The sequence below is a fragment of the Methylocystis sp. genome, from assembly GCF_050251305.1.
Taxonomy (GTDB): domain Bacteria; phylum Pseudomonadota; class Alphaproteobacteria; order Rhizobiales; family Beijerinckiaceae; genus Methylocystis.
Window position 1 is genome coordinate 36,955 of record NZ_JBFWNB010000020.1, and the last position, 23,466, is coordinate 60,420.

The following is a 23,466-nucleotide window of genomic DNA, read 5'->3' on the forward strand; positions in this document are numbered from 1 at the left end:
ACGTCAGGCGCTGACGAGCAGCACGTGCTTTTTCTTGCCGAGCGAAAGCTTGACGACGCCGTCGCTCGCAAACGCGCTTTCGCCGATGATTCCGCGTTCGTCGGTCACCGGCGCGTCATTGACGCGCAGTCCGCCGCCCTTGATCTGGCGGCGCGCTTCGCCGGTCGACGCGACGAGCCCCGCCTTGACGAAGGCCGTCAGCACGCCGAGGCCGGCGGCGACTTCATCGGCCGAAACGGCGACCTTGGGGAGAGACAGCGCAAGCGCGCCTTCCTCGAAGGTGGCGCGCGCCGTTTCCGCAGCCTGCTCCGCGGCGGCGCGGCCGTGTATGAGCGCCGTCGCTTCCGTCGCCAGCGTCTTCTTCGCTTCGTTGATCTCGGCGCCTTGCAGCGCCGAAAGCCGCGCGATCTCCTCCAGCGGCAGGAAGGTGAAGAGCTTCAGAAAGCGTTCGACGTCGGCGTCTTCCGTATTGCGCCAATACTGCCAGTAGTCATAGGGCGACAGCATGTCGGCGTTGAGCCAGACGGCGCCGGCGGCGGTCTTGCCCATCTTGGCGCCTGACGAAGTCGTCAGCAGCGGCGAGGTGAGCGCGTAAAGCTGCGGGCGGCCCATGCGGCGTCCGAGGTCGAGGCCGGTGACGATATTGCCCCACTGGTCGGAGCCGCCCATCTGCAGCGCCGCGCCGTAGCGCCTGTTGATCTCGACGAAATCATACGCCTGCAGGCACATGTAGTTGAACTCGATGAAGGAGAGTTCATGCTCGCGTTCGAGCCGCAGCTTCACCGAATCCATGGTCAGCATGCGGTTGACGGAGAAGTGGCGGCCGACGTCGCGCAGGAAATCGATATAGTTCAAGCCGACCAGCCAGTCGGCGTTGTCGAGCAGCAGCGCGTCGGTCGGACCGTCGCCGAACGTCAGGAAGCGCTCGAAGACGGTTTTGATCGACGCCTTGTTCGCGTCGATCTGTTCGACGCTCAACAGCCTGCGGCTCTCGTCCTTGCCTGAAGGGTCGCCGACCCGCGTCGTGCCGCCGCCCATCAGCGGCAACGGTTTGCCGCCGGTGCGCTGCAGCCAGGCGAGCATCATGATCGGCAGCAGCGAACCGACGTGGAGCGACGACGCCGTGCAGTCGAAGCCGATATAGGCGGAAAGCGTCCCGGACCGCGCCTTCTCGTCCAGGCCCGCGAAATCCGAGCACTGATGGACGAAGCCGCGCGCGATGAGCGCGCGCAGGAAATCGGACTGGGGCGAAAAATCGGCGGTCATGGCTGGGTGATAGGCGCAACGCGAGGCCTGCGCAAGCGATCCCGGCCCAGAGTTCCCGCTTGCAATCGCCGTCTTCCTTACCTTATGTAAGGAGGCTGTGAAAAGGACGCTGGGAGAAGGAAAAAGCGCCGATGTCGAAGGCGACGCTGACCAGTAAGGGTCAGATCACTTTGCCCGCAGAGGTGCGCGGCGCTCTGAGGGTGGGGACTGGCGATACGCTGATTTTCGAAAAGACCGCCGCCGACGCCTTTCTCGTCCGCGCGGCATCGGGCGACATACGCCGCCTCAAAGGCGTCGTTCCCGCGCCCGCAACGCCAGTTGCGCTCGAGACGATGGAGGCGGCGATCCGAAGGCGCGCGAGTCGAAAGTGATTGCGCTCGACACCAATGTGCTCGTCCGCTACCTCGCGCAGGACGACCGTGAGCAAGCAAAGGCCGCAACGCGGTTTATCGAAGAACGGTTGACCGCCAGCGATCCGGGTTTCATTTCGACGATCGTCCTTTGCGAGATCATCTGGGTGCTTGAAAGCTGTTATGATCTAAAGGGATCAGATATCGTTTCGATCATCAAAGTCCTGCTCGATACGCGGCAGATCGTCGTGGGCGAGGCCAATGCGGTGCGCGCGGCCCTGAATTATTTCAGCGTCGATCTTGTCGATGCGATCATTCACGAAGTGGGCAAATCACGACAGTGTCAGGCGACGGTGACGTTCGACCGCAAATTCGCTCGGCTTGCCGGCGTCGAACTGCTTGGCAAATGAGCGGAATTCAAATCTGATGGCGGGCGCGTCAGCCAATTCGGGAGACACGCTCCCCCAGGCCCTTCCTACGGGCCGCTTTCTTGCCCCGCTGCGGGGCTTTTGGTAGAAGCCGCAGGCTTTCGCGCTCGCGCCGGCGCGCCGTCGAACGCTGGACAATCATGCTTTTCTACGAGCCGCTGTTCCTGTTTCTGTTCGGCCCGGCGGTCTATCTGATCTACCTCTTTTTCGGCGAGGTCCGCACGCGGCGGGCCCTCATCCTGTTCGCGGCGAGCGTCGTCTTTTACGGCTGGAGCGAGCCGGTCTTCATCCTTCTCGTCTTCGCGTCGGTCGCGCTCGACCTCTATGCGGCGCAAAAGATCGCCGCGCTGGCGGAAGGCGACGCGCGAAAAAAACGCTGGCTTGCGCTCGGCGTCGCCGCCAATCTCGCGATCCTCGTTTACTACAAATACACAGGCTTTCTCGCGCTCAATCTGGATGCGCTTCTGAAGGCGCTGACTCTGCCCGGGATTAATATCCCGCAGATCGCGCTGCCGATCGGCGTCAGCTTCATCGTCTTCGAGAAGATCACCTATCTCGTCGACGTCTATCGCGGCGTCACGGCGCCGGCGCGCGGGCCTCTGCTGTACGGGCTTTACGTCTTCTTCTTTCCCAAGCTCCTCGCCGGTCCGATCATCAAATATCACGACATCGCGCGTCAGTTCGAGGCGATGCCGCATGCGGACGTCGATGACTTCATCACGGGCTTTTCGCGCTTCATGCTCGGCGTCGTGAAGAAGCTGCTGTTCGCCGACACGCTTGCGAGCGGCGCCGACCTGATCTTCGCGCGCGACGTCGGCGGGCTCGGCTTCGCCGAAGCCTGGGCGGGCGTGTTGTTCTTCACCTTCCAGATCTATTTCGATTTTTCCGGCTATTCCGATATGGCGATCGGGCTTGCCCGCATGTTCGGCTTCCGGCTTCTGGAAAATTTCAACATGCCCTATGTCGCCACGAGCATCACCGATTTCTGGCGGCGATGGCATATTTCTCTCACCAGCTGGATTCGCGAATATCTGTATTTTCCGCTGGGCGGCAATCGGCGCGGCGAAGCGCGCACCTATGTCAATCTGTGGATCTGCTTTCTCGCCTCGGGCGTCTGGCACGGCGCGGCTTGGACATATATCGCCTGGGGCGCCTACAATGGCGTGTTCCTCGTGCTCGATCGGTTGTTTCTGGTGAAGCGGCTGCAGCGATTGCCGGACTGGTGCGCCAATATCGTAGCAATGATGATCGTGATTGTCGGATGGACGTTGTTTCGCGCAACGTCTCTTTCGCAGGCGGGCGCGTTGCTGGCGCTGATGGCCAATCCCTGGGCGCAGGCCGGCGCGCCGGTCGCCATTCCCGAGGAATATATTGTCGTGGCGCTCATCGCCGCGGCGATTTGCGTCGCCCAGCGGCTGTCGCTTTACGTCAAGGAATTCGACTGGGGAAGCGCCGCCCAGCGCTACGCCCTGGCGTCGAATGCCGCGCTGTCCGCGCTCTTCCTCGCGGCGCTGGCGAAGGGGCTCGCCGATCCCTTCAAACCCTTCATCTATTTCCGGTTTTGAATCGGACGGGCGATGTCTGACGATATGGACAAGCGCATCGAGACAGATGAGACGGCCGTCGGCGCGGCGCCTCTTCGCGCGGCCGGCGTGATCGCCTTTGTCAAACTGCTGACGCCTGCGCGCCTGCCGATCTTCGGTTGCGCGGGATTCATCGCCTTTCTGTTCCTCGCCAATTTGTGGAATTTCGCCGTCGAGCGCGATTGGCCGAAGCTGCGCATCCGCAGCGCCTGGCCGCTTTATGGAGTCGCCAAGCCAAAGCCCGCGTCTTGGACGCTCGACGCGTTTCTGTCGGGAGAAACGCAAAAGGCGGTCTCTGAAAATCTTGGCCGCATGTCGCCGGTGTTTCCCATCTCCGTGCGCGCGAAAAATCAACTCGTCTATTCGCTCTTCGGCGGTTCGGCGGCGCCGGGAGTCGTGATCGGCCGCAACGGCCAACTCTATGAGCAGTTCTATATCGACGAATTTTGCGCCCGCGACGGCGCAGTCGATTCGTCGCGACTGAGCGCATGGTCCTCGACGCTGCGCGACATTCAGAACTTGGCGCAGGCGCGCGGAAAAAGCTTCGTCTATCTCATTTCGCCGTCGAAGGCCGCGCGCTATCCGGAAGATCTGCCGAAGTCCGCGTCTTGCGTTGCGCGCGCGGCGTCGACGCCGGAGAAGCTGACGCCTCATCGCGCAGCGCTCGACACCGCCGGCGTGCGTTACGTCGACGGCCCGGCGCTCATTGCGACGGAAAAACGCAGGCAGCCGATTCCGCTTTTTCCGCGCGGCGGCACGCATTGGAACAGCGTCGGCGGCGCGCTGGCCATGCGCGACGCGACGCGCGCGCTTCCGGCTTCTCCGATCGGCGTATTGGACTTCACTTCGGCGTCGGCGCCCGAAGCCGTCGGCACGGACCGCGACCTTCTGGATCTGCTGAATCTCTTATGGCCGGATGCGCATTACCCCACCGCCGCGATCGGCCGGGCAGGGGAGAAGGGCGATTGCCCGCGCCCGCCGCGGCTGCTCGCGCTTGGCGGAAGCTTTCTGCATGAAGCGCTGGCGGCGGCGACGCTCGCGCCCTGTCCGCCTCAAATCGACTATTGGTTCTATATGCGGACCGAGGACAACAATATTGAACTCGGCCATTACCGGCGCGCGCCCGGCGACGCCTCGAATGGCGAACGGCTGCGGGCAACATCAGACGAACTCGATGAAAACCTCGCGCGCGCCGACTTCATTCTGCTGGAAGAAAACGAATCCAGCATCGCCACGACGAAACAGGTCGGCCACCTCCTCGAGGCGCTGCGCCGTCTGCCTTAGTCGCGCCGCTCAGGCGGCCTGCGACGGATCGTCCCAATAGCCTTCCGCGCGCGCGATTTTGGCGTATTCCGCATGGACCAGCGCCGGGCTGTAGACCCGCTCGAGCCGGCGGACGACGAAATGTCCGCGCGCCAGACTTTGGAAGTGCTCGGTGAAGGCGACATTGATCGCCGCGCCGCTGATCGCGCCAATGACTGGAACGGCGCGCGCGGCGGCCTTTTGCGAGACGATCACGCCGAAACGCGTCGCGATCGCGCCGATCAGGCGCGCCATGGCGGGAGCCGTCTCGTCGGCGACCCGGCGGGTGGCGATAAAGCGCGCGGCGTCGGTGACGGATTTTGCGAGAAGCGCGCGCAGCGCGAGATAGCCGCCCTCCAGAACATTGCTTTCGCCGGAGGGCTCGCCGAGCGCGAAAACTTCGAGACAGGCGAGGGCGGCGCCAGGGTGGCGCATGTCCTCTCCCTCGGCTTGCGCGATTTCCGCGATCGAGCGCAGCATGATCGTCGTCGAGACCGGCAGTTCAAGCGGCAGGCTCGCAAGGCCAACGGCGCCGCCCATGCCGCCCGTCAGGGCCGCGAGACGACGGTGAATCCGGATGGAATCCTTTGCGGGCTGCGCGTCGAGGCTCGCGAGCGCCATTTTCATCGCCGCGATGAGCGCTTTTTGCGTCGCGGCGGTCGCCACCGCCTGCAGTCGCGGCGGCAGCGTCAGCGAACCGAAGCTGAGCTGGCGGTTCGCCGCGCCGGCGAGCCGCGTTGCAAAACTCTGTCGCTCAAGCGCCGCGACCGCGGCCTGCAGCGCCTCGAGGTCGGCGCGCGACAGTCCTGCGTCGAAGAGAACAGGAAGCGGATGCGAATGCGTCACGGGCGGCCCTCGGCTGTTTGATTGCCCGTTAAAAATCGGACTCCTCCGCGGTCTTTGCAAGCGCGGCAAAGGTATGGCGGAACGGCAAACTGCGTTGGAAATGTTCCAAGCTTGTGCGTCGGCGCACATGGCGCTTGACGCATTCAGGAAATCCCGGGGTTCCGCTGGAACGACGCTATTGCAATTCGGCGCTCGTAATGTACTGCAAGGCTTGCGTTTCGCGGCTCCATTCTAGGCGTCGCCGAGACTTTCGGAAGAGGAGGACTGAATGCTGAACTTAGGTCTGGGTCGCGCACTGAGCGGCGCGTGCCTCCTGGCGCTCCTGGCGCCGGCGAGCGCGCTCGCGGGCGACCGCGTTGGGACCCTGCAATGCCGGCTTTTGGGGAACGGCATCAGCGTTCTGGTCGAAAATCAACAGATGGATTGCATCTATAGCGATGACGCCGAGGGCGCGGCTCCGGCTCATTATGCGGGCACGCTCACCAAGGTCGGCGCAAATGTGACCATCAATGGTCCCGGCCAGCTGGCCTGGGGCGTCGTCGCGGCCACGAACCACCTCGGACCGGGGGCGCTCGCCGGCACCTATGTCGGCCCGGAAGTGTCGGCCAAGATCGGCGTCGGCGGCGGCGGGGCGGTCCTCGTCGGCGGATCCGACAACACCTTCTCGCTGCAGCCGTTCACCGTCGAAGCCGGATCCGGCGTGGGTTGGACGGCCGGCGTCGAGAGCCTGACTCTGGTCTATATCCCGCCGCCGCCGCCGCCGATGCCGCGTCGTGGCCATGTGCACCATCATCGCCACGGGCATAGGACGCACACGCACTATCACACGAGCCACCACCACAACTGAGGCGTGGCGCGTCAGGCCGGGGCGGCGAAACTCAGCAGCCGGTCGGTCGGAAAATCGTAAAGCCTCGCGTTCTCGCGCCATTCCGGCGCCAGCAGCGCGAGGCATTTTTCTGCGAATTCTTCGGGAGTCCTCAGCGTCATCGGGTCTTCGCCCGGCATCGCCTGCGCGCGCATGCGGGTGCGCAGCGGCCCCGGATTGGCGAGCATGACGGTGACGCCGCCGGCGGCCTCGGCCGCGTAGGTGCGGGCGAGCGCCTCGAGCGCCGCCTTCGAGACCGCATAAGCGCCCCAGAACGGCTTCATGGCGGCGCGATGCGCTACACCCGAGGTGACGAACAGGACGCGCCCGGCGCCGGAGGCGCGCAGCAGCGGGTCGAGCGAACGGATCAGCCGCCAGTTGGCGGTGACGTTCACGGCCATGACGCGGCTCCAGTCCTTCGGATCCACATGCGCGAGCGGCGACAGAGGGCCGAGGACGCCCGCATTGCCGACAAAGGCGTCGAGCTTTCCCCAACGCTCGAACAGCGCGGCGCCGAGACGGTCGAGCGCGTCGAAGTCGGCAAGATCGCACGGAACGAGCGTCGCCTCTCCGCCCAAAGCGCGGATGTCGTCGTCGAGCTCCTCGAGCGCGCCCTGGGTGCGCGCGAGGGCGACGACATGCGCGCCGTCTCGCGCGAGTTCAAGCGCGAGCGCGCGTCCGACGCCGCGCGACGCGCCGGTGACAAGTGCGATGCGGGGGGCGTCCGAAGAAGACATGAAAGTCATCCGCCAGAAGAATTCCAAGGGTCGATCAATTCGATCGGAAGATCCGCGAAATGACGAACATTGCGCGTTGCAATGGACATTCGGCGAGACACGGCTATTCCCGCAATTTGAGAATCTCTGATGTCGATCGGACGGCCAACTTTGAGTCGGTCCGCTGACACCACGGCTGTCGCAAGGGCTGCATCGAAATCAAAACTTGCGATGCGGTGCGCGAATTCTTCGTAGAGCATCATGTGGACGGCTGTTTTCAGGCGAACCTTTCGCTGTCCATCCACAAGCCTTTCCACACCCTGAAATAACTCCATTGCTGTGATGGACGTCGTCCACAGGTCTTCAAAGCGTTGTCGATCCAACCATGCTTGAACGCGCCGAGAGGGCTCCGAACGCATCAATTCTGAAAGCACATTGGTATCGAGAATGATCACTCAAACTTGGCCGGCTGGATCTCTTCGCCATGAAGCTCGAAATTTGCCGCTTCCTGTTCACTCAGACCAATTCCTTCAAAGCGCTTCATAATTCGGGCGCCTAACCCCGAGGGAGGAAGCGCACGTGGAATCGGTCCGAGCGCTTCGTTCAGTATCGCCTGGGCTTCTTCTTCGATGCTTCGTCCGTGCGCTTGGGCGCGCGCCTGAAGGCGATCGGCTAAGCGATCGTCCATTTTCTTTAGAATAAGCTGCGCCATGACGATGTCCTCTAGAGGACGATCTAGTTCTATTCCACCGTGACATCAAGCGGATATGAAATTCGCTTTTTTCAGCTCGCCTCGGCCAGCAGCGACAGCTGCGCCCGGTTTTCGCCGACGAGATCGGTCAGCGACGTGGGGTAGTCGCCGGTGAAGCAATGATCGGTGAACTGCGGCCGGACGGGATCCCGACGCTCATAGCCCATGGCCCGGTAGATGCCGTCGACCGACAGGAACGCCAGCGAGTCGCAGCCGATATATTCGCGCATCTCCTCAAGAGTATGCGTCGCGGCGAGCAGCTTCTCCTTCTGCGGCGTGTCGATGCCGTAATAGTCCGGATTGGTGATCGGCGGCGACGAAATGAGGAAGTGCACCTCCGTCGCGCCGGCGTCGCGCATCATCTGCACGATCTTCACCGACGTCGTGCCGCGGACAATGGAATCATCGATCAGGATCACGCGCTTTCCGGCGACGACGCAGCGATTGGCGCTGTGCTTCATGCGCACGCCGAAATCGCGGGCGATCTGCGTCGGCTCGATGAAGGTGCGCCCGACATAGTGATTGCGGATAATGCCGAGCTCGAAGGGCACGCCCGACTCCTGCGAATAGCCGAGCGCCGCCGGCACGCCGGAGTCCGGCACAGGCACGACGACGTCAGCCTCGATCAGGCGCTCGCGGGCGAGCTCGGCGCCCATCGCCTTGCGCACCTGATAAACCGGCCGGCCATGCACGATGGAGTCGGGACGGGCGAAATAGATATATTCGAAGATGCACGGCCGCATCGGCTGCGGCGGGAACGGCCGCAGGCTCTCGATGCCGTTCTCGGAGATGACGACGATCTCGCCATTCATCACGTCGCGCACGAAGCGCGCGCCGATAATGTCGAGCGCGCAGGTCTCGGATGCGAGAATGAACTTGCCGTTCAATTCGCCGATCACGAGCGGACGGATCCCGAGCGGATCGCGCGCGCCGATCAGCTTCTTGTTGGTGAGCGCGACCAGCGAATAGGCGCCTTCGATCAGGCGAAGCGCTTCAATGAAACGGTCGACAAGCAGCGGCTTGCGGCTGCGGGCGACGAGATGAAGCAGGACTTCGGTGTCGGAGGTCGACTGGAAGATCGCGCCCTCGCGGATCAGTTCGCGCCGCAGCGTCTGGGCGTTGGTGAGATTGCCGTTGTGCGCCACCGCGAAGCCGCCGGTGTTCAACTCCGCAAAGAGCGGCTGCACGTTGCGCAGCATGGTCTCGCCGGTTGTGGCGTAGCGCACATGTCCGATCGCGGCGGGGCCGGGCAGGCGCTTGATGGCGCTTTCCTGGGAGAAATGATCGCCGACCAGCCCCAGCCGGCGCTCGCCGTGGAAGCGGCCGCCGTCGAAACTGACGATGCCCGCCGCCTCCTGTCCGCGATGCTGCAGCGCGTGCAGGCCGAGCGCGGCGATCGCCGCGGCGTCGGGCAGATCGAAGACGCCGAATACGCCGCAATATTCGCGAAGCCTGTCCCCGTCGAGATCGTCCGTCCCGTCAATCTCGCGGGATGAGGATCGGTCGAGATCCCCGGCGGCCTGCGTCATGCTTCGTCCCCCGTGACGCGCCGCCGCCCGGCTGTCCCGGGCGCTCGGGCGTCGCATTCTCGTCATATGTGCCAGCGGCGGGGGCCATCCGCAAGACCATCATTCAGGCTTTTCGGCTGGCTCCGGCGCCGCTTCAGCGGGCGTTTCTGCGGCCGGCGGCTCAGGACTCGCGTCGCTCGGCGCGGACTCGGCTTCGTTCGGCGCAGGCTGGATTTTGTCCGGCTCGACGTCGGCGGGCGGCTCCTCGTTCGCCGGCGCGCCCTTCTTGGCTTTGATCTTGGCGATCATGGCGTCGATGTCGTCGGGCAACATTTCGCGCAGCTTGTCGCCCCCCGCCTGGAGGAAAGGCTTGGCGCGCGCGTCCCTGATCCACTCCGGCTGATTGGTCTCCGGCACGAGCCAGCTGTAGAAAACAAAGGCGACCACCGCGAGCAGGGCGCCGCGAACGGCGCCGAACAGGAAGCCCAGCGTGCGGTCGAGCGCGCCGACCTTCGAATCGAGGATGACGTCGGAGAGCTTCACCGTGACGAGCGAAACGGCGATCAGCGCAACGAAAAACACCGAGGCCACGGACGCCGCGAGAGCGATCTCGTCTTTGCTGATGTAAGGTTTGATGTAGGGTAGAGCGAGCGGATAAAAGAAATACGCCGCCGCCGCCGCGGCGACCCATGAGAGAATGGCAAGAACTTCGCGGGTGAATCCGCGCAAGAGAGCAAGCATTCCCGAAACCAGAACGATGATAAGCACAGCCAAATCAAGATATGACGGCATCGCTAGCCTCTTGCTGTTCGCCCTGAGCTCTGAACGCTTCTAAGTGGGCTGTTGGCCGCCGTTCGGGCGACATCGCACGACCTTCTCCGGAACCTGTGTCGACCTGCGCGCCGCTGATCGAGCCGCGTCGTTCCGGCAGGCCTATGGCTTCCGCACTGGCAGCCTTCTAACGCATCTTGACGCCAGTCGGAAACATTAAAGCGCGGCGACTTTATGCCTGCGCGTCAGTTCTTTCGCGCGCCGACATCCTCGCGATGGAGGCGACGAGGCCGCCAACGTCGGCGCATGGCCGGATCGTCACGCCGGCGTCGCGCGCATCGTCGGAGATCTGTTGAGATTTGGGGACGACGGCCTGACGGAATCCAAGCTTTCCGGCTTCCCGCAGACGCATGCCCGGGTGAATGACCGGCCGGACCGCGCCCGAAAGGCCGATCTCGCCGAAAAAGCACATGTCGGGCGAAAGGACCGCGCCCGACAGGGATGAGACGAGCGCCGCGGCGGCGGCGAGGTCGGCGGCGGGCTCGTCGGCGCGAAAGCCGCCCGCCACGTTGAGATACACGTCATGCATGCCAAGCTTCAGACCGCCATGGGCCTCGAGCACCGCAAGAATCATCGACAGGCGGTTCTGGTCGAAGCCCACGACGGCGCGCCGCGGCGTCCCGAGCGAGGTCGGCGCGACCAGCGCCTGGATCTCGATCAGCAGCGGACGCTGGCCCTCCATGCCCGCGACGACCGCGGCGCCGGGCGCGCCCGCATCCCGGCCGGCGAGGAAGAGCGCCGATGGATTGGCGACCTCGGCGAGGCCGAGGTTGGTCATCTCGAAAACGCCGATCTCGCCCGTCGCGCCGAAGCGGTTCTTGGAGGCGCGCAACATGCGGAAATGATGCGCGCCGTCGCCTTCGAAGGAGAGGACGGCGTCCACCATATGCTCGACGACGCGCGGACCCGCCACTTGGCCGTCCTTGGTGACATGGCCGACGAGAACGATCGTCGACCCCGTCGTCTTGGCGTGTCTCAGAAGCGCCTGGGCGCTGGCGCGCACCTGCGTCACCGTGCCCGGCGCCGACTCCGCCATGGCGGTGTGCATCGTCTGAATGGAATCGATGACGATCAGCGCGGGGCGCGCGCCCGCCGCGCAGGTGGCTAGAATGTCCTCGACCTGAGTCGCCGCCGCGAGCTCCACCGGCGCGTCGGAGAGGTCGAGCCGCGCCGCGCGCAGGCGCACCTGGGCGACGGCCTCCTCGCCTGAAATATAAACGACGCGGGCGCCGCGCCGCGCCAGCGTCGCGCAGGCTTGAATAAGCAGGGTGGACTTGCCGATGCCCGGTTCGCCGCCGAGCAGCAGCACTGAGCCCGGAACGAAGCCGCCGCCCGTGACGCGGTCGAATTCGTCCAGGCCGGTCGCGATCCGCGGCGCCGGCCGGCCTTCGCCGGTCAGGCCCTCAAGCTCGAAGACGCGACCGCGCGTGGACCGGCGGGCCACTGCGCCGGCGCCGACGCCGGATTCCTCGACGAGGCTGTTCCATTCGCCGCAGGAGTCACAGCGGCCCTGCCACCGCGAGGCGACGGCGCCGCAGTTCTGACAGACGTAAAGCGCGCGGCTCTTGGCCATGAATGCTTGGCGCATGGCGCGCCGGCGCTTGTCAAGCCGCGATCGCGCCGCCGCCGCTCGACGTCATTCGCCGTCGTTGATTCGCGCGCGCAGGATGTTGGAGGGTTTGAACGTGACGACCAGCCGCGCCGAAATCTTCGCGCCGGCGCCCGTCTTCGGATTGCGTCCCAGCCGCTCCTTTTTGGCCCGCACCAGAAAGGCGCCGAAGGAGGACAGCTTGACGTCTTCGCGCGCGACGATGCGCTCGAAAATTTCTTCAAGCACCATTTCAACGTATTTCGCGCAGTCGGCCCGCGGCACGCCGACTTTGCGGTGAACCGCGTCCGCAAGGTCCGAACGCGTGACGGCGCCCCTTCTCGCTAGGCGCTTTTCTCTCGCCTCGCCATCCGGCTCAGCGCTAGCGTCCACCTTGGCCATCTTCCGCCTTACAATTGATCAGCAATGACTTTTGTGGGTCAGTTTGAAGCGCGTCTGCGTGACACCGCGACCGCTATTCGGGCGTCGCGCGGCAACTCCCAACTCCCACAGCGGGTATTCGCCGCCGTTATTGTCAGAATTTTTCAGAATTGAAGGTGGAAATCAAGCGTAGGTTGTATCTGACGCTGCAATATTTCTTTGGAATATTTGCCGATAAAGGAATAGTTATTGTATTACGCCAGCTTACCAGCGTATCAGCGCCGATCCCCAGGTGAAGCCGCCGCCGACGGCTTCGAGCATCACGAGGTCGCCCTGCTTGATTCGGCCGTCCGCCGAGGCCACCGCCAGGGCGAGAGGCACCGAGGCCGCAGAGGTGTTGCCATGCAGGTGCACGGTGGCGATGACCTTTTCCGGCGCGATTCCGAGCTTCTGCGCCGACATGTCGATGATGCGCCGGTTCGCCTGATGCGGCACGAACCAGTCGAGGTCGTCCGGGGTCAGTCCGGTCGCAGCGAAAGCGTCCTTGACGACGTCGGTGACCTGGCCGACGGCGAAGCGGAACACTTCTTTCCCTTCCATGCGGAGATGGCCGACGGTCTGCGTCGCGGAAGGGCCGCCGTCGACATGGAGCTTCGCGCGGTGGCGGCCGTCCGAGCGCAAATGCGTCGTCAGCACGCCGCGTTCGTCCATCCCGCCTTCGGACGGCCTCGCTTCGAGGATCATCGCGCCGGCGCCGTCTCCGAACAGCACGCAGGTGGTGCGGTCGGCCCAGTCAATGATCCGGGAGAACGTCTCGGCGCCGATCACAAGCGCGCGCTTATGCGAGCCGGAGCGCAGAAATTTCTCCGCTGTGGCCACGGCGAACACGAACCCCGAGCACACCGCCTGCAGATCGAACGCCACGCCATGGGCGACGCCCAGCGCGGCCTGGATTTGCGTGGCGGTCGACGGAAAGGTCCAGTCGGGCGTCGATGTCGCCACGACGATCAGGTCGATGTCGTTCGCGCTCAACCCAGCGTTGGCGAGCGCGTCGCGCGCCGCCTTCTCGCCGAGCATCGAGGTCGTCTCGCCTTCGGCGGCGATGTGGCGCTCCTTGATCCCGGTGCGCTGCACGATCCACTCGTCGCTCGTGTCGACGAGCTTGGCCAGCTCGTCATTGGTGAGCGTCTTCGCTGGCAGATAGGCGCCGACGCCGAGAACGACGGAACGCAGTTGAGGCATGTCTGTGGTCACTGAGCGGTTTCTCGGGGAGGAGGGGTCTGATCGGCGCCGTCGCTTTCGCCGAGCCTGTGCGCAAGCGCGACGGTGTCGCGAATGCGATTGAGGAGGTCGCTGCCCGCCATCTCGTGGCCGATCTCGACGGCGCGCGCGAAGCCGACCGAATCGGCGCCGCCATGGCTCTTGATGACGATTCCTTCGAGGCCAAGGAAGACGCCGCCATTCGTCGCCCGCGTGTCCATTTTGGCGCGCAACTCGCGAAAGGCGCCGGCCGCCAGAAGATAGCCGAGCTTGGCCATCACGGAGCCGCCCATCGCCTGTTTGAGATAGGCCGCGATCTGGGCGGCGGTCCCTTCTGCGGTTTTGAGCGCGATGTTGCCGGTGAACCCTTCGGTGACGACGACGTCGACGGCGCCTTTGCCGATGCCGTCGCCCTCCACGAAGCCCCGGTAATCGAAGCCCGGCAGGTCGAGATCGCGCAGCATGGTCGAGGCGGCCTTCACTTCCTCGATGCCCTTGATCTCTTCCGTGCCGACGTTGAGCAGACCGACGGTCGGACGCTCAAGTCCCAGAATGACGCGGGCCATCGCCGCGCCCATGATCGCAAGGTCGACCAGGTGGCTGGCGTTGGCGCCCATGGAGGCGCCGACGTCGAGCACCACCGACTGCCCCTTGAGCGTGGGCCAAAGGCAGGCGAGCGCCGGCCGATCGACGCGCGCCATCGTATGCAGGCAGATTTTCGCCATCGCCATGAGCGCGCCGGTGTTGCCCGCGGAGACGGCGACGTCGGCGTCGCCTTTCTTGACCGCCTCGATCGCCAGCCACATCGACGAAACCCGACGTCCGTAGCGCAGCGCCTGGCTCGGCTTGTCGTCCATGCGGATCGCGACGGAGGAGTGCCGCACCTCAGCGCTTTCGGCGAGCCGCGGATGGCGCTGAAGCTGCGCGCGGATCGCCGGCTCGTCGCCGATCAGCAGGAAGCGGCTGCGCGGGTGCCGTTCGAGCGCGCTGGCGGCGCCCGCAATGGTCACCTTCGGACCGAAATCGCCGCCCATCGCGTCGAGCGCGATCCGAACTGCTTGCGGCATTTATTCCGTTTCCCCCGACTGCGCGCCCAGATTTCCGTTTTGACCTTTTGGCCGGCTTTTGTGACGCGTCCGAGAAGCGCGTCCGCGCTCCCGCCCTCGCGCGCGACTTGCCATTTGCCGGCCGTGCGCGCAAGTGCCTATGACGTCTCCCCTCAAGCCTCGCCTCGCGGCTTGAGGCGCCGCAAAGCGCCAAAAGGCGAGGCGGCCCCGCTTCCGTCGCCCGGTTGCGGTTCGACGAAATGCGCCCCCGGTTTGCGCGGATAGGGATCAAGCGCGAGCGTGAGAAATTCGGAGACGACGGCGCCGAGATCGACGCCGCCGCCGATCAGCGGGTCGGGCGGATCCTCCTCCAGCGAAATTTCGGTTGTTTCCTCATGTCGCCTGCGGCTGCGCGGCGCCTCGTCCGGCGGCGCAAAGCGCATATGGACCGGTTCGATAATGTCTGAATCGAAATCTTCCAGGGTGGCGACGCAGGTTTGCCTGACGCTGGCGCGCAATTCGCCGTCGATCTCCAGACCGTCGCCGCGCCAGCGCCGCGTCCGCAACTCCGCGTGAAGCGAATGCACTGCGGGCAAGGCGTTGTGGCGCGCGAGCGCCGCGCATTCGGCCGGCGTCGCGTCGATGTCGACGTCCAGCCCTTCGGGCGGCACTTCGGCGACGGTCAGACGGCGCGACAGCGGCGCAAGCGTCTCAATATCCTTGTTCATGGCGTCGCCTCCTATCATGCGCCTCATTCTCTGAACCAGATATGTGCGTCGGCGCACGGACGCCAGCGCGGCGTCCCGCAAGGCGGGAAGAGCCGTCTTGCTTTCGCTGCGTTCGAAGATTACGGATTCTCGCGAGGGAATAATGCTTCGGCGCATGCGCGCTGCGGCGGATGATTTCGGAGACATTCATGGCGCAGGCTTTGCGCGTCGTTGTTCGTATGGCGGCCCTCGCCGGCCTCGCCGTTTCGCTTTCAGCCTGTCTTGGATACGAGGGCGTCGTCAACCGCGGCGCCGTCCTTGATTCGCGCAGCACTTCGCAAATCAAGCCCGGCATGCCGGCGCAGCAGGTGATGACGACGCTGGGGACGCCCTCCACGACGTCGACGGTGGGCGGCGACGCCTGGTATTACGTCAGCCAGCGCATCGAGCGCCAATTCGCCTTTATGCCGCAAAACATTACCGAACAGCGCGTCTACGCAGTGTATTTCGACAAGTCGAAGAAAGTTCAGCGCGTCGCCGACTACGGGATGGAAGACGGCAAACCCGTCGACTTTATTACCCGCACGACGCCGACGGCCGGTCCTGAATATCATCTGCTTCAGGGCATGCTCACCAAAATGTCGAATCTCTTTTAGGGACATCCGTCTCCCGATTCGGGGTCCGACGGCCGCGTTCGCGGCGTGAGTGATGGCGTCAATGTGACGACCGTCACGACTCGATTTGTGCAAGCTCCTGTTAAATTTATGATTTGCGGCGGCGGCGCGCCATTGCCGCGGTCGCGATTATGGCGCGAGCATGGCTCCGGCCGTCGATCTTTCGCCCCGCCTCGCAGGTAACTTTCTGTTTACGCAAACTTTGCGCAAATGTGGAGAAACCTCGAAGCATGACGGTCACGCTGACGAACGCCCCGCCGCCTTTCAAGGACGACAAGGCCGCGTCGCCTCGCTCAGGCCGGCAGTCGAAGACCTCGCCGGTCCCGGTCCTGCAGAATTTACTGGTCGATCAATCCTGTTCTCCCCTGTTGCGGGCGCTCTGCGTCGCGACCTTGCTTTCCGTGCTGGCGGTCCTGGCCTTGACCGCAGAGCGCGAGGACGCTCATCGTCCGGAACGCACGGCGCGGGCCGGACGCCTCCGCGTCGCCGTCTCGCCGCTGACGACGCTGACTGAGCTTGAGTCTGCCGACGACGCCCCGACCGACGACACGGCGCTCGACTCGGATTTTTCGATCGAACAGGCGGCGCTGACCTGGTCGCACCGGCTCGAAGATTCTGACGCCTCCGACACGCCGGGGGTGATGCGTTTCGGGCCGGTCAAGGTGCATCAGTCGATCGTCGAGCGCGTGGTCAAGGCCGCCCAGACGACCGAGATGGATCCGGCGCTGCTCATGGCCATCGCCGACAAGGAATCGAATTTTTCCGCGACCGCGAAGGCGCGGACGTCTTCGGCGAGCGGTCTGTTCCAATTCGTCGAAAAGACCTGGCTTAAGGCGGTCAAGGCCTTCGGCTGGCGTCACGGCCATGGGGAGACCGCGGCGGCGATCGCGAGCGCCGATGCGCCGCGCATCAGCGGACAGAAGCGCGCGCAAATCCTGAACCTGCGCAACGACCCCTATCTTTCAGCCGTCCTCGCTGCGGAAATGCTGAAGAAGGACAGCGCCAGGATCGCCGAAAAGATCGGACGTCCGCTTACATCCGGCGAAACCTATCTCATCCACTTTCTGGGGCCTGACGACGCCGAGCGCTTCATGAGGACGCTGGAGCAGGCGCCGCAATCATCGGCGGCGGCGCTGCTGCCGAGGCCGGCGCGCGCCAACAAGCCGATCTTCTACGAGCAGCAGGGCCGGCGGCTCAAGGTTCGCTCGGTCCATGAAGTGCACGAAGCCTTCGAGACCATGATGGACAAGCGCACCAGCCGCTATGAGGACGTTGCGGCCAAGCTTCCTGCCGGCGCCACCGCCTATGCGGATTGATCTTCGCCGTCCCTAGGCGGGGACGGCGGTTTTTCCGGTCATCAGATCGAGATTCTGCGCCGCCGCGCCCGCCGCGCCCTTGCCGAGATTGTCGAGCCGGGCGACGAGCACAGCGTGGCGGCGGGCCTCGTTGGCGAAGACGAAGATCTCCAGATCGTCGGTTCCGTTCAGCGCCAGCGCGTCGAGCTTGCCATTCGCCGGCGCATCGACCAGCCGCACATGCTTGGCGCCGGCGTAGTGGCGCGCATAGGCGCCCGCCAAATTTTCCGCCTGCGGCGCGCCGGGCAGGGCGTCGAGCGCGAGCGGAATCGAGACCAGCATGCCCTGCCGGAAATTGCCGACAGAGGGGACGAACAGCGGCCGCTCTGACAGCTTCGAATAGGCCATGATCTCCGGCAAATGCTTATGCTCCAGCCCAAGCGCGTAAAGCTCGAAGGCCGGCGCCTTGCCGCTCTCATAGGCTTCGATCATCTGTCGGCCGCCGCCGGAATAGCCCGAGACGGCGTTAATCGTCAGCGGCTGGTCCGGTCGGATCAGGCCGGCGTCGACGAGCGGACGAATCAGCGCGATGGCGCCGGTGGCGTAGCAGCCGACATTCGCGACGCGGCGGCCGCTGGCGATCGCCGCCGCCTGCCCGCGGCAGAGTTCAGCGAAGCCGTAGACCCAGCCGTCCGCCACGCGATGGGCGGTGGAGGCGTCGAGCAGTCGCGGGGCGTCGGCCCCAAGCCCGTCGCAGAGCGCGACAGTTTCCCTGGCGGCGTCGTCCGGCAGACAGAGAACGGCGATGTCGACCGACGCAAGAATGTCGCGCTTGGCGGCCGCGTCCTTGCGCTTCTCCTGCGGAAGCGCGAGGAGCGAAATATCTGCGCGCCCGGACAGCCGTTCGCGGATTTCGAGCCCGGTCGTGCCGGCGTCGCCGTCGATGAAGATCTTTGTCTGCATGGCCCGCATCTAGTCGATTTGAATGAGGATAAAAAGACGTGTCGCGGAGACCTCAGCCGCTTTGACCCGTGCGCCGCGCCGTCCTATAGCCCGGCGGGAAGCGCGCGACGCATTCGCGTCAAGGCGGAGCCGATGGTCGACAGTCCCTGCGTAAAGATCTGCGAACTCGATCGGAACGACATATGCGTCGGCTGCGGCCGCACGCGCGCCGAGATCGCCGGCTGGACAGGGATGTCGGAACTGCAGAAGACCTCGGTCGTCAGCCTCGCAAAAATGCGCCAATCCGAGAAGGATCGCGCGGCGGCCGGAGAACATCGAATCGGACGCGTCGACTGAGCGTCAGCAGGGCGCCCCATTTCGATGAATTCGGCGACCGGCGGCGCGCATTTTGAGATCTGCACACGAATTCAAGCGACGGCGACGCTCCAGTTTGACAGATCGAAAACTCTCAAATGATCCAATCATATGCGCTCTCTTTCAGGGCGCCCGGTTGTCAAAGGGCGACGGAAAATAGATTGTAGCTCTTCGAAAAACGCCTAGTTTCCTATGCAGAGGGCGAACTCAGTCGCGCCCGCTTCCGAGAGGAGGAGCGGCCATGGCGAAGCAGGTCGAACAAAGAGATGGCGCGTTGCGGGGATACGCGCTGCGATTTTTGGAATCTCTCTATAACGCCTCGGTCTATTCGGTGATCGCCTACAGCGTGGTGCTGGTCATGCTCGCGGTCATCGGCCTGGCGATCTTCATGAAAGTCATAAACGTACAGGAATATCATCCGTGGTAGCCGACGTCGTTTGCCGAAGCGCCTGCTGATCGTCGCGCATGCGCCGTCGTCCAACACGGAGCGGTTGCGCGATGCGGTCGTCGCCGGCGCGCGGTCGCCCGAGATCGAGGGCGTCGACGTCGAGGCGCTCAGCCCGTTCCTGACGACGCCCGAACATGTGATGGCCGCGCAGGCGGTCATTCTCGGGACGACCGAAAATCTCGGCTATATGAGCGGCGCGCTGAAGGACTTCTTCGACCGCTGCTACTATCCCCTGGCGGAGCGCACGCAGGGACTGCCCTATGCGCTCTACATTCGCGCCGGCCATGACGGAACCGGCGCGCGACGCGGCGTCGAGACGATCGTGACCGGGCTGCGCTGGCGCGCGATCAACGCGCCGCTCATCTGCCGCGGCGAATGGCGAGAGGACTTCGTCGACTCGTGTCGCGACCTCGGGATGCTGGTCGCCGCCGGGCTCGATGTGGGGGCGATTTGAGCCGATCGCGCCTTCATCTATAGAGGCGCCCGGGCCACAGCGGCGCGGAACGAAGGCCGGGTTCGGCAGTGCAATTGCAGCGAAGCGAAGATTTTCTCGGCCATCCGCGCGGACTCGCCTTTCTCTTCGCTTCCGAAATGTGGGAGCGCTTTTCCTACTACGGCATGCGGGCGCTCCTCGTCCTTTATATGGTCGAGTATCTTCTGACGCCGGCGCGCATGGATTCGGCGCTTGGCCTCGACGCCTTGCGGCGCGGGCTCGAGGCGCTTTCCGGTCCGCTGGGGCCACAGCCCTTCGCGTCGCAGATCTACGGGCTCTATACGGGCCTCGTCTATCTTGCGCCGGTGCTCGGCGGGTGGGTCGCAGACCGCTGGCTCGGCCGCGCGCGCACGATCGTGATCGGCGCGACGCTGATGGCGGCCGGCCATTTCCTGATGGCGTTCGACCGGCTGTTTCTGATCGCGCTGCTGCTCATCGCGTCGGGCTGCGGCTTCTTCAAGCCCAACATCTCGGTTCAGGTCGGCGAGCTGTATGCGCCGACTGACGCCCGTCGCGATCGCGCCTATTCGATCTTCTATGTCGGTATCAATATCGGCGCGTTCCTCGCGCCGCTCGTCTGCGGAACGATCGGCGAGACGGTCGGCTGGCATTATGGCTTCGCCTGCGCGGGCGTCGGCATGGTCATCGGACTCGCGACTTACGTGACAGGCCTTCCGAGCCTGCCGGCGGAGCCGCGCGGCGAAAGGCCCCCGCGCACGGCGCAGACGCGCGCGCAGTTTCGTCGGTCGTTCGCGATTCTCATGCTGCTCTTTCTGCCCTCCGCGCTGTTCTGGGCGGCGTTCGAGCAGCAGGGGAACACCATTGCGCTGTGGGCCGCGCAATCGACCGACCGCAGCGTCGACGTCTTCGGAAGGCGCGCGGAACTTCCGGTGACCTGGTTCCAGGCGTTCAATCCGCTCATGATCTTTCTCTTCACGCCGCCGCTCGTCTCCCTGTGGACCTGGCTCGCGCGGCACGGGCGCGAGCCGTCGACGATCCGCAAAATGTCGCTGGGCTGTCTCGGCGTCGCCCTGAGCTACGGCGTCATGGCGTTCGCGGCCTGGACAAGCGACGGCGCACAGGCGAGCTGGCTCTGGCTCCTCGCCTATTTCGCCGTCATCACCGTTGCGGAACTGCACTTCTCGCCGATCGCCTTGTCGCTCGTGTCGCATGTCGCGCCGCCGGGGTCGCGCTCGGCGCTGATGGGCGTCTGGTTCACGTCGATGTTTCTCGGCAATTTTCTCGCGGGGTGGCTCGGCGGTTTTTGGTCGCGCCTCGCAAGCGTGTATTTCTTCCTGCTCATGGGCGCGCTGGGCGTCGTCGGCGCGCTGATCGTCGAGGCGGCGCGGCGACCGCTGAGCGATCTCCTGACGCGCCATGCGCCGCTGCTATCGAACCTGACGCCGCCGCGCGCGGACATGCGAGAATTTTGAATGAACCTGGTCGATGGGCGCACGCCGCCTCCGAAGCAGATCGCGGCCGCCGTCATCGGCAATGCGCTCGAATGGTACGATTTCGTCGTCTACGGCTTTTTCGCTTCGGTTCTGGCGCAGGCGTTCTTTCCGAGCGAAGACGACGCGGCGGCGCTGTTGCTGGCGCTTGCGAGTTTCGGCGCGGGCTTTTGCACGCGGCCGCTTGGCGGGTTGTTTTTCGGTTTCTACGCGGATCGAAAAGGCCGCAAGGCTGCGCTGCAACTCATCATGTTCGTGATGACCGCCGCGGTGGCGGCGATCGCCTTCGCGCCGACCTATGCGGCGATCGGCGTCTTCGCGCCGCTGCTCGTCGTCGTCGGTCGATTGCTGCAGGGCTTCGCCACCGGCGGAGAATTCGCCAGCTCGACCGCTTTTCTGATCGAAGTCGCGCCGGCCGGGCGGCGCGGACTCTATGGCTCGTTTCAGATGATCGGGCAGGGGCTGTCGATCCTGTTCGGGACGCTCGCGGGCATCCTCGTCGCCAGCGTATTTTCGCCCGACGCGTTGCGCGAATGGGCTTGGCGACTTCCCTTTTTCGCCGGCCTGCTGATTGGTCCGGTCGGCGTCTACATCAGACGCAATCTCGACGAAACGCCGGCGTTTCACGCGTCGCCCCAGGTCGGCGCGGCGATCGGCGCCTTTCTCGATCTGGTCCGGCGGCGCGGCGACCGTCTTCTCGCCTGTTTCGCCGCCACCGTCGGCGCGACGATCTCCTTCTATGTGATCCTCGTTTATATGCCGACCTATGGGAAGACCGAGATGGGGCTGAGCCTCGCGCAGTCCTTCATCGCCCAGGCGCCCGGTCTTCTCGTGCTGATCGCATTGACGCCCTTGATCGGCGCCGTCTCCGACGCATTCGGTCGGCGGCCCTTGCTTGTCGCGTCGAACGTCCTGCTTCTTCTTTGCGTCTATCCTCTGTTCGTTTGGCTGCAGACGGAGCGCTCACTGCTGGCGCTCATTGTCGCGCAGACCGTCTTCTGCGTCATTCTTTCGGGACTGTTCGGCGCGCTCTCGACGGCGCTCGCCGAGCAATTCCCGACGCATGTCCGCACGGCGGGGCTCGCGATCGCCTATAATGTCGCGGTCATGATCTTCGGCGGGTTCGCGCCCTTCATTGTCGCCTGGCTGATCAGCTTTCTCGCCACGCCGGTCGCGCCGGCGTTTTATCTGATGTTCGGCGCCGTCGTCGGACTGCTCGGCGTCGCCGGACTGCGCGAGCGGCACAAAGAGGCGCTCTGTTAGATGCGCCGCGCATGAGAGATTTCCATGAAGCGGTTTGTTTCTTTGATCGCCCTGGCGGCGATGATGCAGCACCTTCTGCTCGCGGCGGCCGTCGCCAGACCTGCAAGATGCGTCGTCATCGGCAATGGCGCGCCAGCCTATAAGGGGGCATGCGATTTTTCGGCTGAAGTCGGCGGCAGCTTTTCGATCGCGCCGATTGGAAAGGGCGCCTTTGGCGGCGCGACCTCGATCAGCGTCTCGATCATTTCGCCGGGCGTCGCCGAAGTGCGCGGGCTGACGCGCGACGGGATCAATTCGCGCTGGGGGGAAGCGAAGCGCTCTAAAGCCGATCCCGCCTGCTGGATCGGAAGCGACTTCAAGATTTGCGTCTATTGATAAATGAAAAGCGGCGCCGAAGCGCCGCTTGCAATGATCCAATTTCGACGAATGCGAAGCTTAGCGCTTCGAGAACTGGAAGCTGCGGCGGGCTTTGCGCTTGCCGTATTTCTTACGCTCGACCACGCGGGAGTCGCGCGTCAGGAAGCCTTCCTTCTTGAGCGCGGGACGCAGCTCCGGCTCGTAATGGGTCAGCGCCTTGGCGAGCCCGTGACGCACCGCGCCGGCCTGACCGGAAAGTCCGCCGCCGGCGACCGAAACGACGAGGTCATACTGACCGGTGCGCTTGGCGACGACGAGCGGCTGCGCGAGGATCATGCGCAGCACAGGGCGGGCGAAATAGGCCTCGATGTCGCGGCCGTTGACGGTGATCTTGCCGGCGCCGGGCTTCACCCAGACGCGCGCGACGGCGTTCTTGCGCTTGCCGGTGGCGTAGGCGCGGCCCTGCTTGTCGAGCTTCTGCACATAGCGCGGCGCTTCCGGCGCCGGGGCGACGTTCGCCTGCAGATCGGAAAGCGAGGAAAGAGTGGTCTCGGCCATGATCAGGCGCTCCGGCTATTCTTGGCGTTCAGGGCGGCGACGTCGAGCGTCTGCGGATTTTGCGCCACATGCGGATGGTCGGCGCCCGTGTAGACGCGCAGATTGCCGAGCTGCTTGCGGCCCAGGGGGCCGCGCGGCAGCATGCGCTGCACGGCTTTCTCGAGGACGCGCTCTGGGAAGCG

At 64.6% G+C, this 23,466-nt stretch carries 28 protein-coding genes; 13 read left to right on the top strand and 15 right to left on the bottom strand.

Translation table 11 applies throughout. The features are described from left to right. Positions 1–3: 3 nt before the first annotated feature. A complete protein-coding gene (gene tyrS, locus AB7F41_RS08850) occupies positions 4–1,266 on the bottom strand; it encodes a tyrosine--tRNA ligase (protein ID WP_428380425.1) in 1,263 nt (420 codons plus the stop codon). Positions 1,267–1,397: 131 nt separating this feature from the next. Here tyrS and AB7F41_RS08855 point away from each other — a divergent pair, with 131 nt between their 5' ends. The 4 genes from AB7F41_RS08855 to AB7F41_RS08870 all read left to right on the top strand — a co-directional run bounded on the left by AB7F41_RS08855 (position 1,398) and on the right by AB7F41_RS08870 (position 4,911). Beyond that, positions 1,398–1,637 carry an AbrB/MazE/SpoVT family DNA-binding domain-containing protein gene (locus AB7F41_RS08855; RefSeq protein ID WP_428380423.1) on the top strand — a complete coding sequence of 80 codons (240 nt, stop codon included), beginning with the start codon at positions 1,398–1,400 and terminating at the stop codon, positions 1,635–1,637. Then, a complete protein-coding gene (locus AB7F41_RS08860) occupies positions 1,634–2,026 on the top strand; it encodes a PIN domain-containing protein (RefSeq protein ID WP_428380421.1) in 393 nt (130 codons plus the stop codon). Before AB7F41_RS08855 ends, AB7F41_RS08860 begins: the two co-directional genes overlap by 4 nt. A gap of 158 nt (positions 2,027–2,184) precedes the next feature. After that, positions 2,185–3,609 carry an MBOAT family O-acyltransferase gene (locus AB7F41_RS08865; protein WP_428380419.1) on the top strand — a complete coding sequence of 475 codons (1,425 nt, stop codon included), beginning with the start codon at positions 2,185–2,187 and terminating at the stop codon, positions 3,607–3,609. A 12-nt stretch (positions 3,610–3,621) separates the two neighbouring features. Continuing rightward, the gene (locus tag AB7F41_RS08870) at positions 3,622–4,911 is read left to right on the top strand and encodes an alginate O-acetyltransferase AlgX-related protein (RefSeq protein ID WP_428380418.1); all 1,290 of its coding nucleotides are present in this window, start codon (positions 3,622–3,624) and stop codon (positions 4,909–4,911) included. Positions 4,912–4,920: 9 nt separating this feature from the next. On the opposite strand, the gene AB7F41_RS08875 is transcribed toward AB7F41_RS08870, so the two are convergent. Continuing rightward, complete coding sequence (locus tag AB7F41_RS08875; protein WP_428380416.1) at positions 4,921–5,775, bottom strand: EcsC family protein; 855 nt, start codon at positions 5,773–5,775, stop codon at positions 4,921–4,923. 268 nt (positions 5,776–6,043) lie between these two features. Here AB7F41_RS08875 and AB7F41_RS08880 point away from each other — a divergent pair, with 268 nt between their 5' ends. Continuing rightward, positions 6,044–6,622 carry a DUF992 domain-containing protein gene (locus AB7F41_RS08880; RefSeq protein ID WP_428380414.1) on the top strand — a complete coding sequence of 193 codons (579 nt, stop codon included), beginning with the start codon at positions 6,044–6,046 and terminating at the stop codon, positions 6,620–6,622. A gap of 11 nt (positions 6,623–6,633) precedes the next feature. On the opposite strand, the gene AB7F41_RS08885 is transcribed toward AB7F41_RS08880, so the two are convergent. From AB7F41_RS08885 to AB7F41_RS08930, 10 genes are all read right to left on the bottom strand, one after another. Beyond that, positions 6,634–7,377, bottom strand: coding sequence for an SDR family NAD(P)-dependent oxidoreductase (locus AB7F41_RS08885; RefSeq protein WP_428380412.1), 744 nt, complete (start codon positions 7,375–7,377; stop codon positions 6,634–6,636). A 5-nt stretch (positions 7,378–7,382) separates the two neighbouring features. Then, a complete protein-coding gene (locus tag AB7F41_RS08890; protein ID WP_428380411.1) occupies positions 7,383–7,811 on the bottom strand; it encodes a type II toxin-antitoxin system VapC family toxin in 429 nt (142 codons plus the stop codon). Beyond that, positions 7,808–8,068, bottom strand: a complete 261-nt coding sequence (locus AB7F41_RS08895) for a FitA-like ribbon-helix-helix domain-containing protein (RefSeq protein WP_428380409.1) — start codon at positions 8,066–8,068, stop codon at positions 7,808–7,810. Before AB7F41_RS08895 ends, AB7F41_RS08890 begins: the two co-directional genes overlap by 4 nt. 71 nt (positions 8,069–8,139) lie before the next feature. After that, positions 8,140–9,636 carry an amidophosphoribosyltransferase gene (gene purF, locus AB7F41_RS08900; protein ID WP_428380407.1) on the bottom strand — a complete coding sequence of 499 codons (1,497 nt, stop codon included), beginning with the start codon at positions 9,634–9,636 and terminating at the stop codon, positions 8,140–8,142. A gap of 99 nt (positions 9,637–9,735) precedes the next feature. Beyond that, entirely contained in the window at positions 9,736–10,407 is a 672-nt protein-coding gene (locus AB7F41_RS08905; RefSeq protein ID WP_428380405.1) for a CvpA family protein, read from the bottom strand. Positions 10,408–10,618: 211 nt separating this feature from the next. Further along, positions 10,619–12,019: a DNA repair protein RadA gene (gene radA, locus AB7F41_RS08910; RefSeq protein ID WP_428380555.1), complete on the bottom strand. Its 1,401-nt coding sequence runs from the start codon at positions 12,017–12,019 to the stop codon at positions 10,619–10,621. Positions 12,020–12,082: 63 nt separating this feature from the next. Then, positions 12,083–12,436 (bottom strand): integration host factor subunit alpha, encoded by a 354-nt coding sequence (locus AB7F41_RS08915; protein ID WP_428380403.1) that lies wholly within the window; start codon positions 12,434–12,436, stop codon positions 12,083–12,085. A 243-nt stretch (positions 12,437–12,679) separates the two neighbouring features. Next, positions 12,680–13,657: a beta-ketoacyl-ACP synthase III gene (locus AB7F41_RS08920; protein WP_428380401.1), complete on the bottom strand. Its 978-nt coding sequence runs from the start codon at positions 13,655–13,657 to the stop codon at positions 12,680–12,682. 8 nt (positions 13,658–13,665) lie between these two features. After that, the gene (gene plsX, locus AB7F41_RS08925) at positions 13,666–14,742 is read right to left on the bottom strand and encodes a phosphate acyltransferase PlsX (protein ID WP_428380400.1); all 1,077 of its coding nucleotides are present in this window, start codon (positions 14,740–14,742) and stop codon (positions 13,666–13,668) included. A gap of 152 nt (positions 14,743–14,894) precedes the next feature. Then, positions 14,895–15,449: a YceD family protein gene (locus AB7F41_RS08930; protein ID WP_428380398.1), complete on the bottom strand. Its 555-nt coding sequence runs from the start codon at positions 15,447–15,449 to the stop codon at positions 14,895–14,897. 188 nt (positions 15,450–15,637) lie between these two features. Between AB7F41_RS08930 and AB7F41_RS08935 the strand changes: the two genes are divergently transcribed. Beyond that, entirely contained in the window at positions 15,638–16,084 is a 447-nt protein-coding gene (locus AB7F41_RS08935; protein ID WP_428380396.1) for an outer membrane protein assembly factor BamE, read from the top strand. A gap of 248 nt (positions 16,085–16,332) precedes the next feature. Next, positions 16,333–17,418 (top strand): transglycosylase SLT domain-containing protein, encoded by a 1,086-nt coding sequence (locus tag AB7F41_RS08940; RefSeq protein WP_428380394.1) that lies wholly within the window; start codon positions 16,333–16,335, stop codon positions 17,416–17,418. A gap of 12 nt (positions 17,419–17,430) precedes the next feature. Here AB7F41_RS08940 and argC read toward each other — a convergent pair whose 3' ends face one another. Beyond that, the gene (argC, locus tag AB7F41_RS08945; protein ID WP_428380392.1) at positions 17,431–18,360 is read right to left on the bottom strand and encodes an N-acetyl-gamma-glutamyl-phosphate reductase; all 930 of its coding nucleotides are present in this window, start codon (positions 18,358–18,360) and stop codon (positions 17,431–17,433) included. Positions 18,361–18,492: 132 nt separating this feature from the next. Here argC and AB7F41_RS08950 point away from each other — a divergent pair, with 132 nt between their 5' ends. The 6 genes from AB7F41_RS08950 (at position 18,493) to AB7F41_RS08975 (ending at position 22,744) form a co-directional block, all read left to right on the top strand. Beyond that, on the top strand, positions 18,493–18,696 hold the full coding sequence (locus AB7F41_RS08950; protein WP_428380390.1) for a DUF1289 domain-containing protein: 204 nt from the start codon (positions 18,493–18,495) through the stop codon (positions 18,694–18,696). 259 nt (positions 18,697–18,955) lie between these two features. Next, a complete protein-coding gene (locus AB7F41_RS08955) occupies positions 18,956–19,141 on the top strand; it encodes a hypothetical protein (protein WP_428380389.1) in 186 nt (61 codons plus the stop codon). Positions 19,142–19,151: 10 nt separating this feature from the next. Next, positions 19,152–19,616: a flavodoxin family protein gene (locus AB7F41_RS08960; protein WP_428380387.1), complete on the top strand. Its 465-nt coding sequence runs from the start codon at positions 19,152–19,154 to the stop codon at positions 19,614–19,616. A 68-nt stretch (positions 19,617–19,684) separates the two neighbouring features. Beyond that, the gene (locus AB7F41_RS08965) at positions 19,685–21,088 is read left to right on the top strand and encodes a peptide MFS transporter (RefSeq protein ID WP_428380385.1); all 1,404 of its coding nucleotides are present in this window, start codon (positions 19,685–19,687) and stop codon (positions 21,086–21,088) included. Beyond that, on the top strand, positions 21,089–22,369 hold the full coding sequence (locus tag AB7F41_RS08970) for an MFS transporter (RefSeq protein ID WP_428380383.1): 1,281 nt from the start codon (positions 21,089–21,091) through the stop codon (positions 22,367–22,369). 24 nt (positions 22,370–22,393) lie between these two features. Further along, the gene (locus AB7F41_RS08975; protein ID WP_428380381.1) at positions 22,394–22,744 is read left to right on the top strand and encodes a hypothetical protein; all 351 of its coding nucleotides are present in this window, start codon (positions 22,394–22,396) and stop codon (positions 22,742–22,744) included. A gap of 60 nt (positions 22,745–22,804) precedes the next feature. On the opposite strand, the gene rpsI is transcribed toward AB7F41_RS08975, so the two are convergent. Both rpsI and AB7F41_RS08985 read right to left on the bottom strand, forming a co-directional pair. Then, positions 22,805–23,284: a 30S ribosomal protein S9 gene (gene rpsI / locus AB7F41_RS08980; RefSeq protein ID WP_428380380.1), complete on the bottom strand. Its 480-nt coding sequence runs from the start codon at positions 23,282–23,284 to the stop codon at positions 22,805–22,807. A gap of 2 nt (positions 23,285–23,286) precedes the next feature. Further along, the coding region (locus tag AB7F41_RS08985; protein ID WP_428406511.1) for an uL13 family ribosomal protein at positions 23,287–23,466 on the bottom strand (180 nt) is incomplete at its 5' end.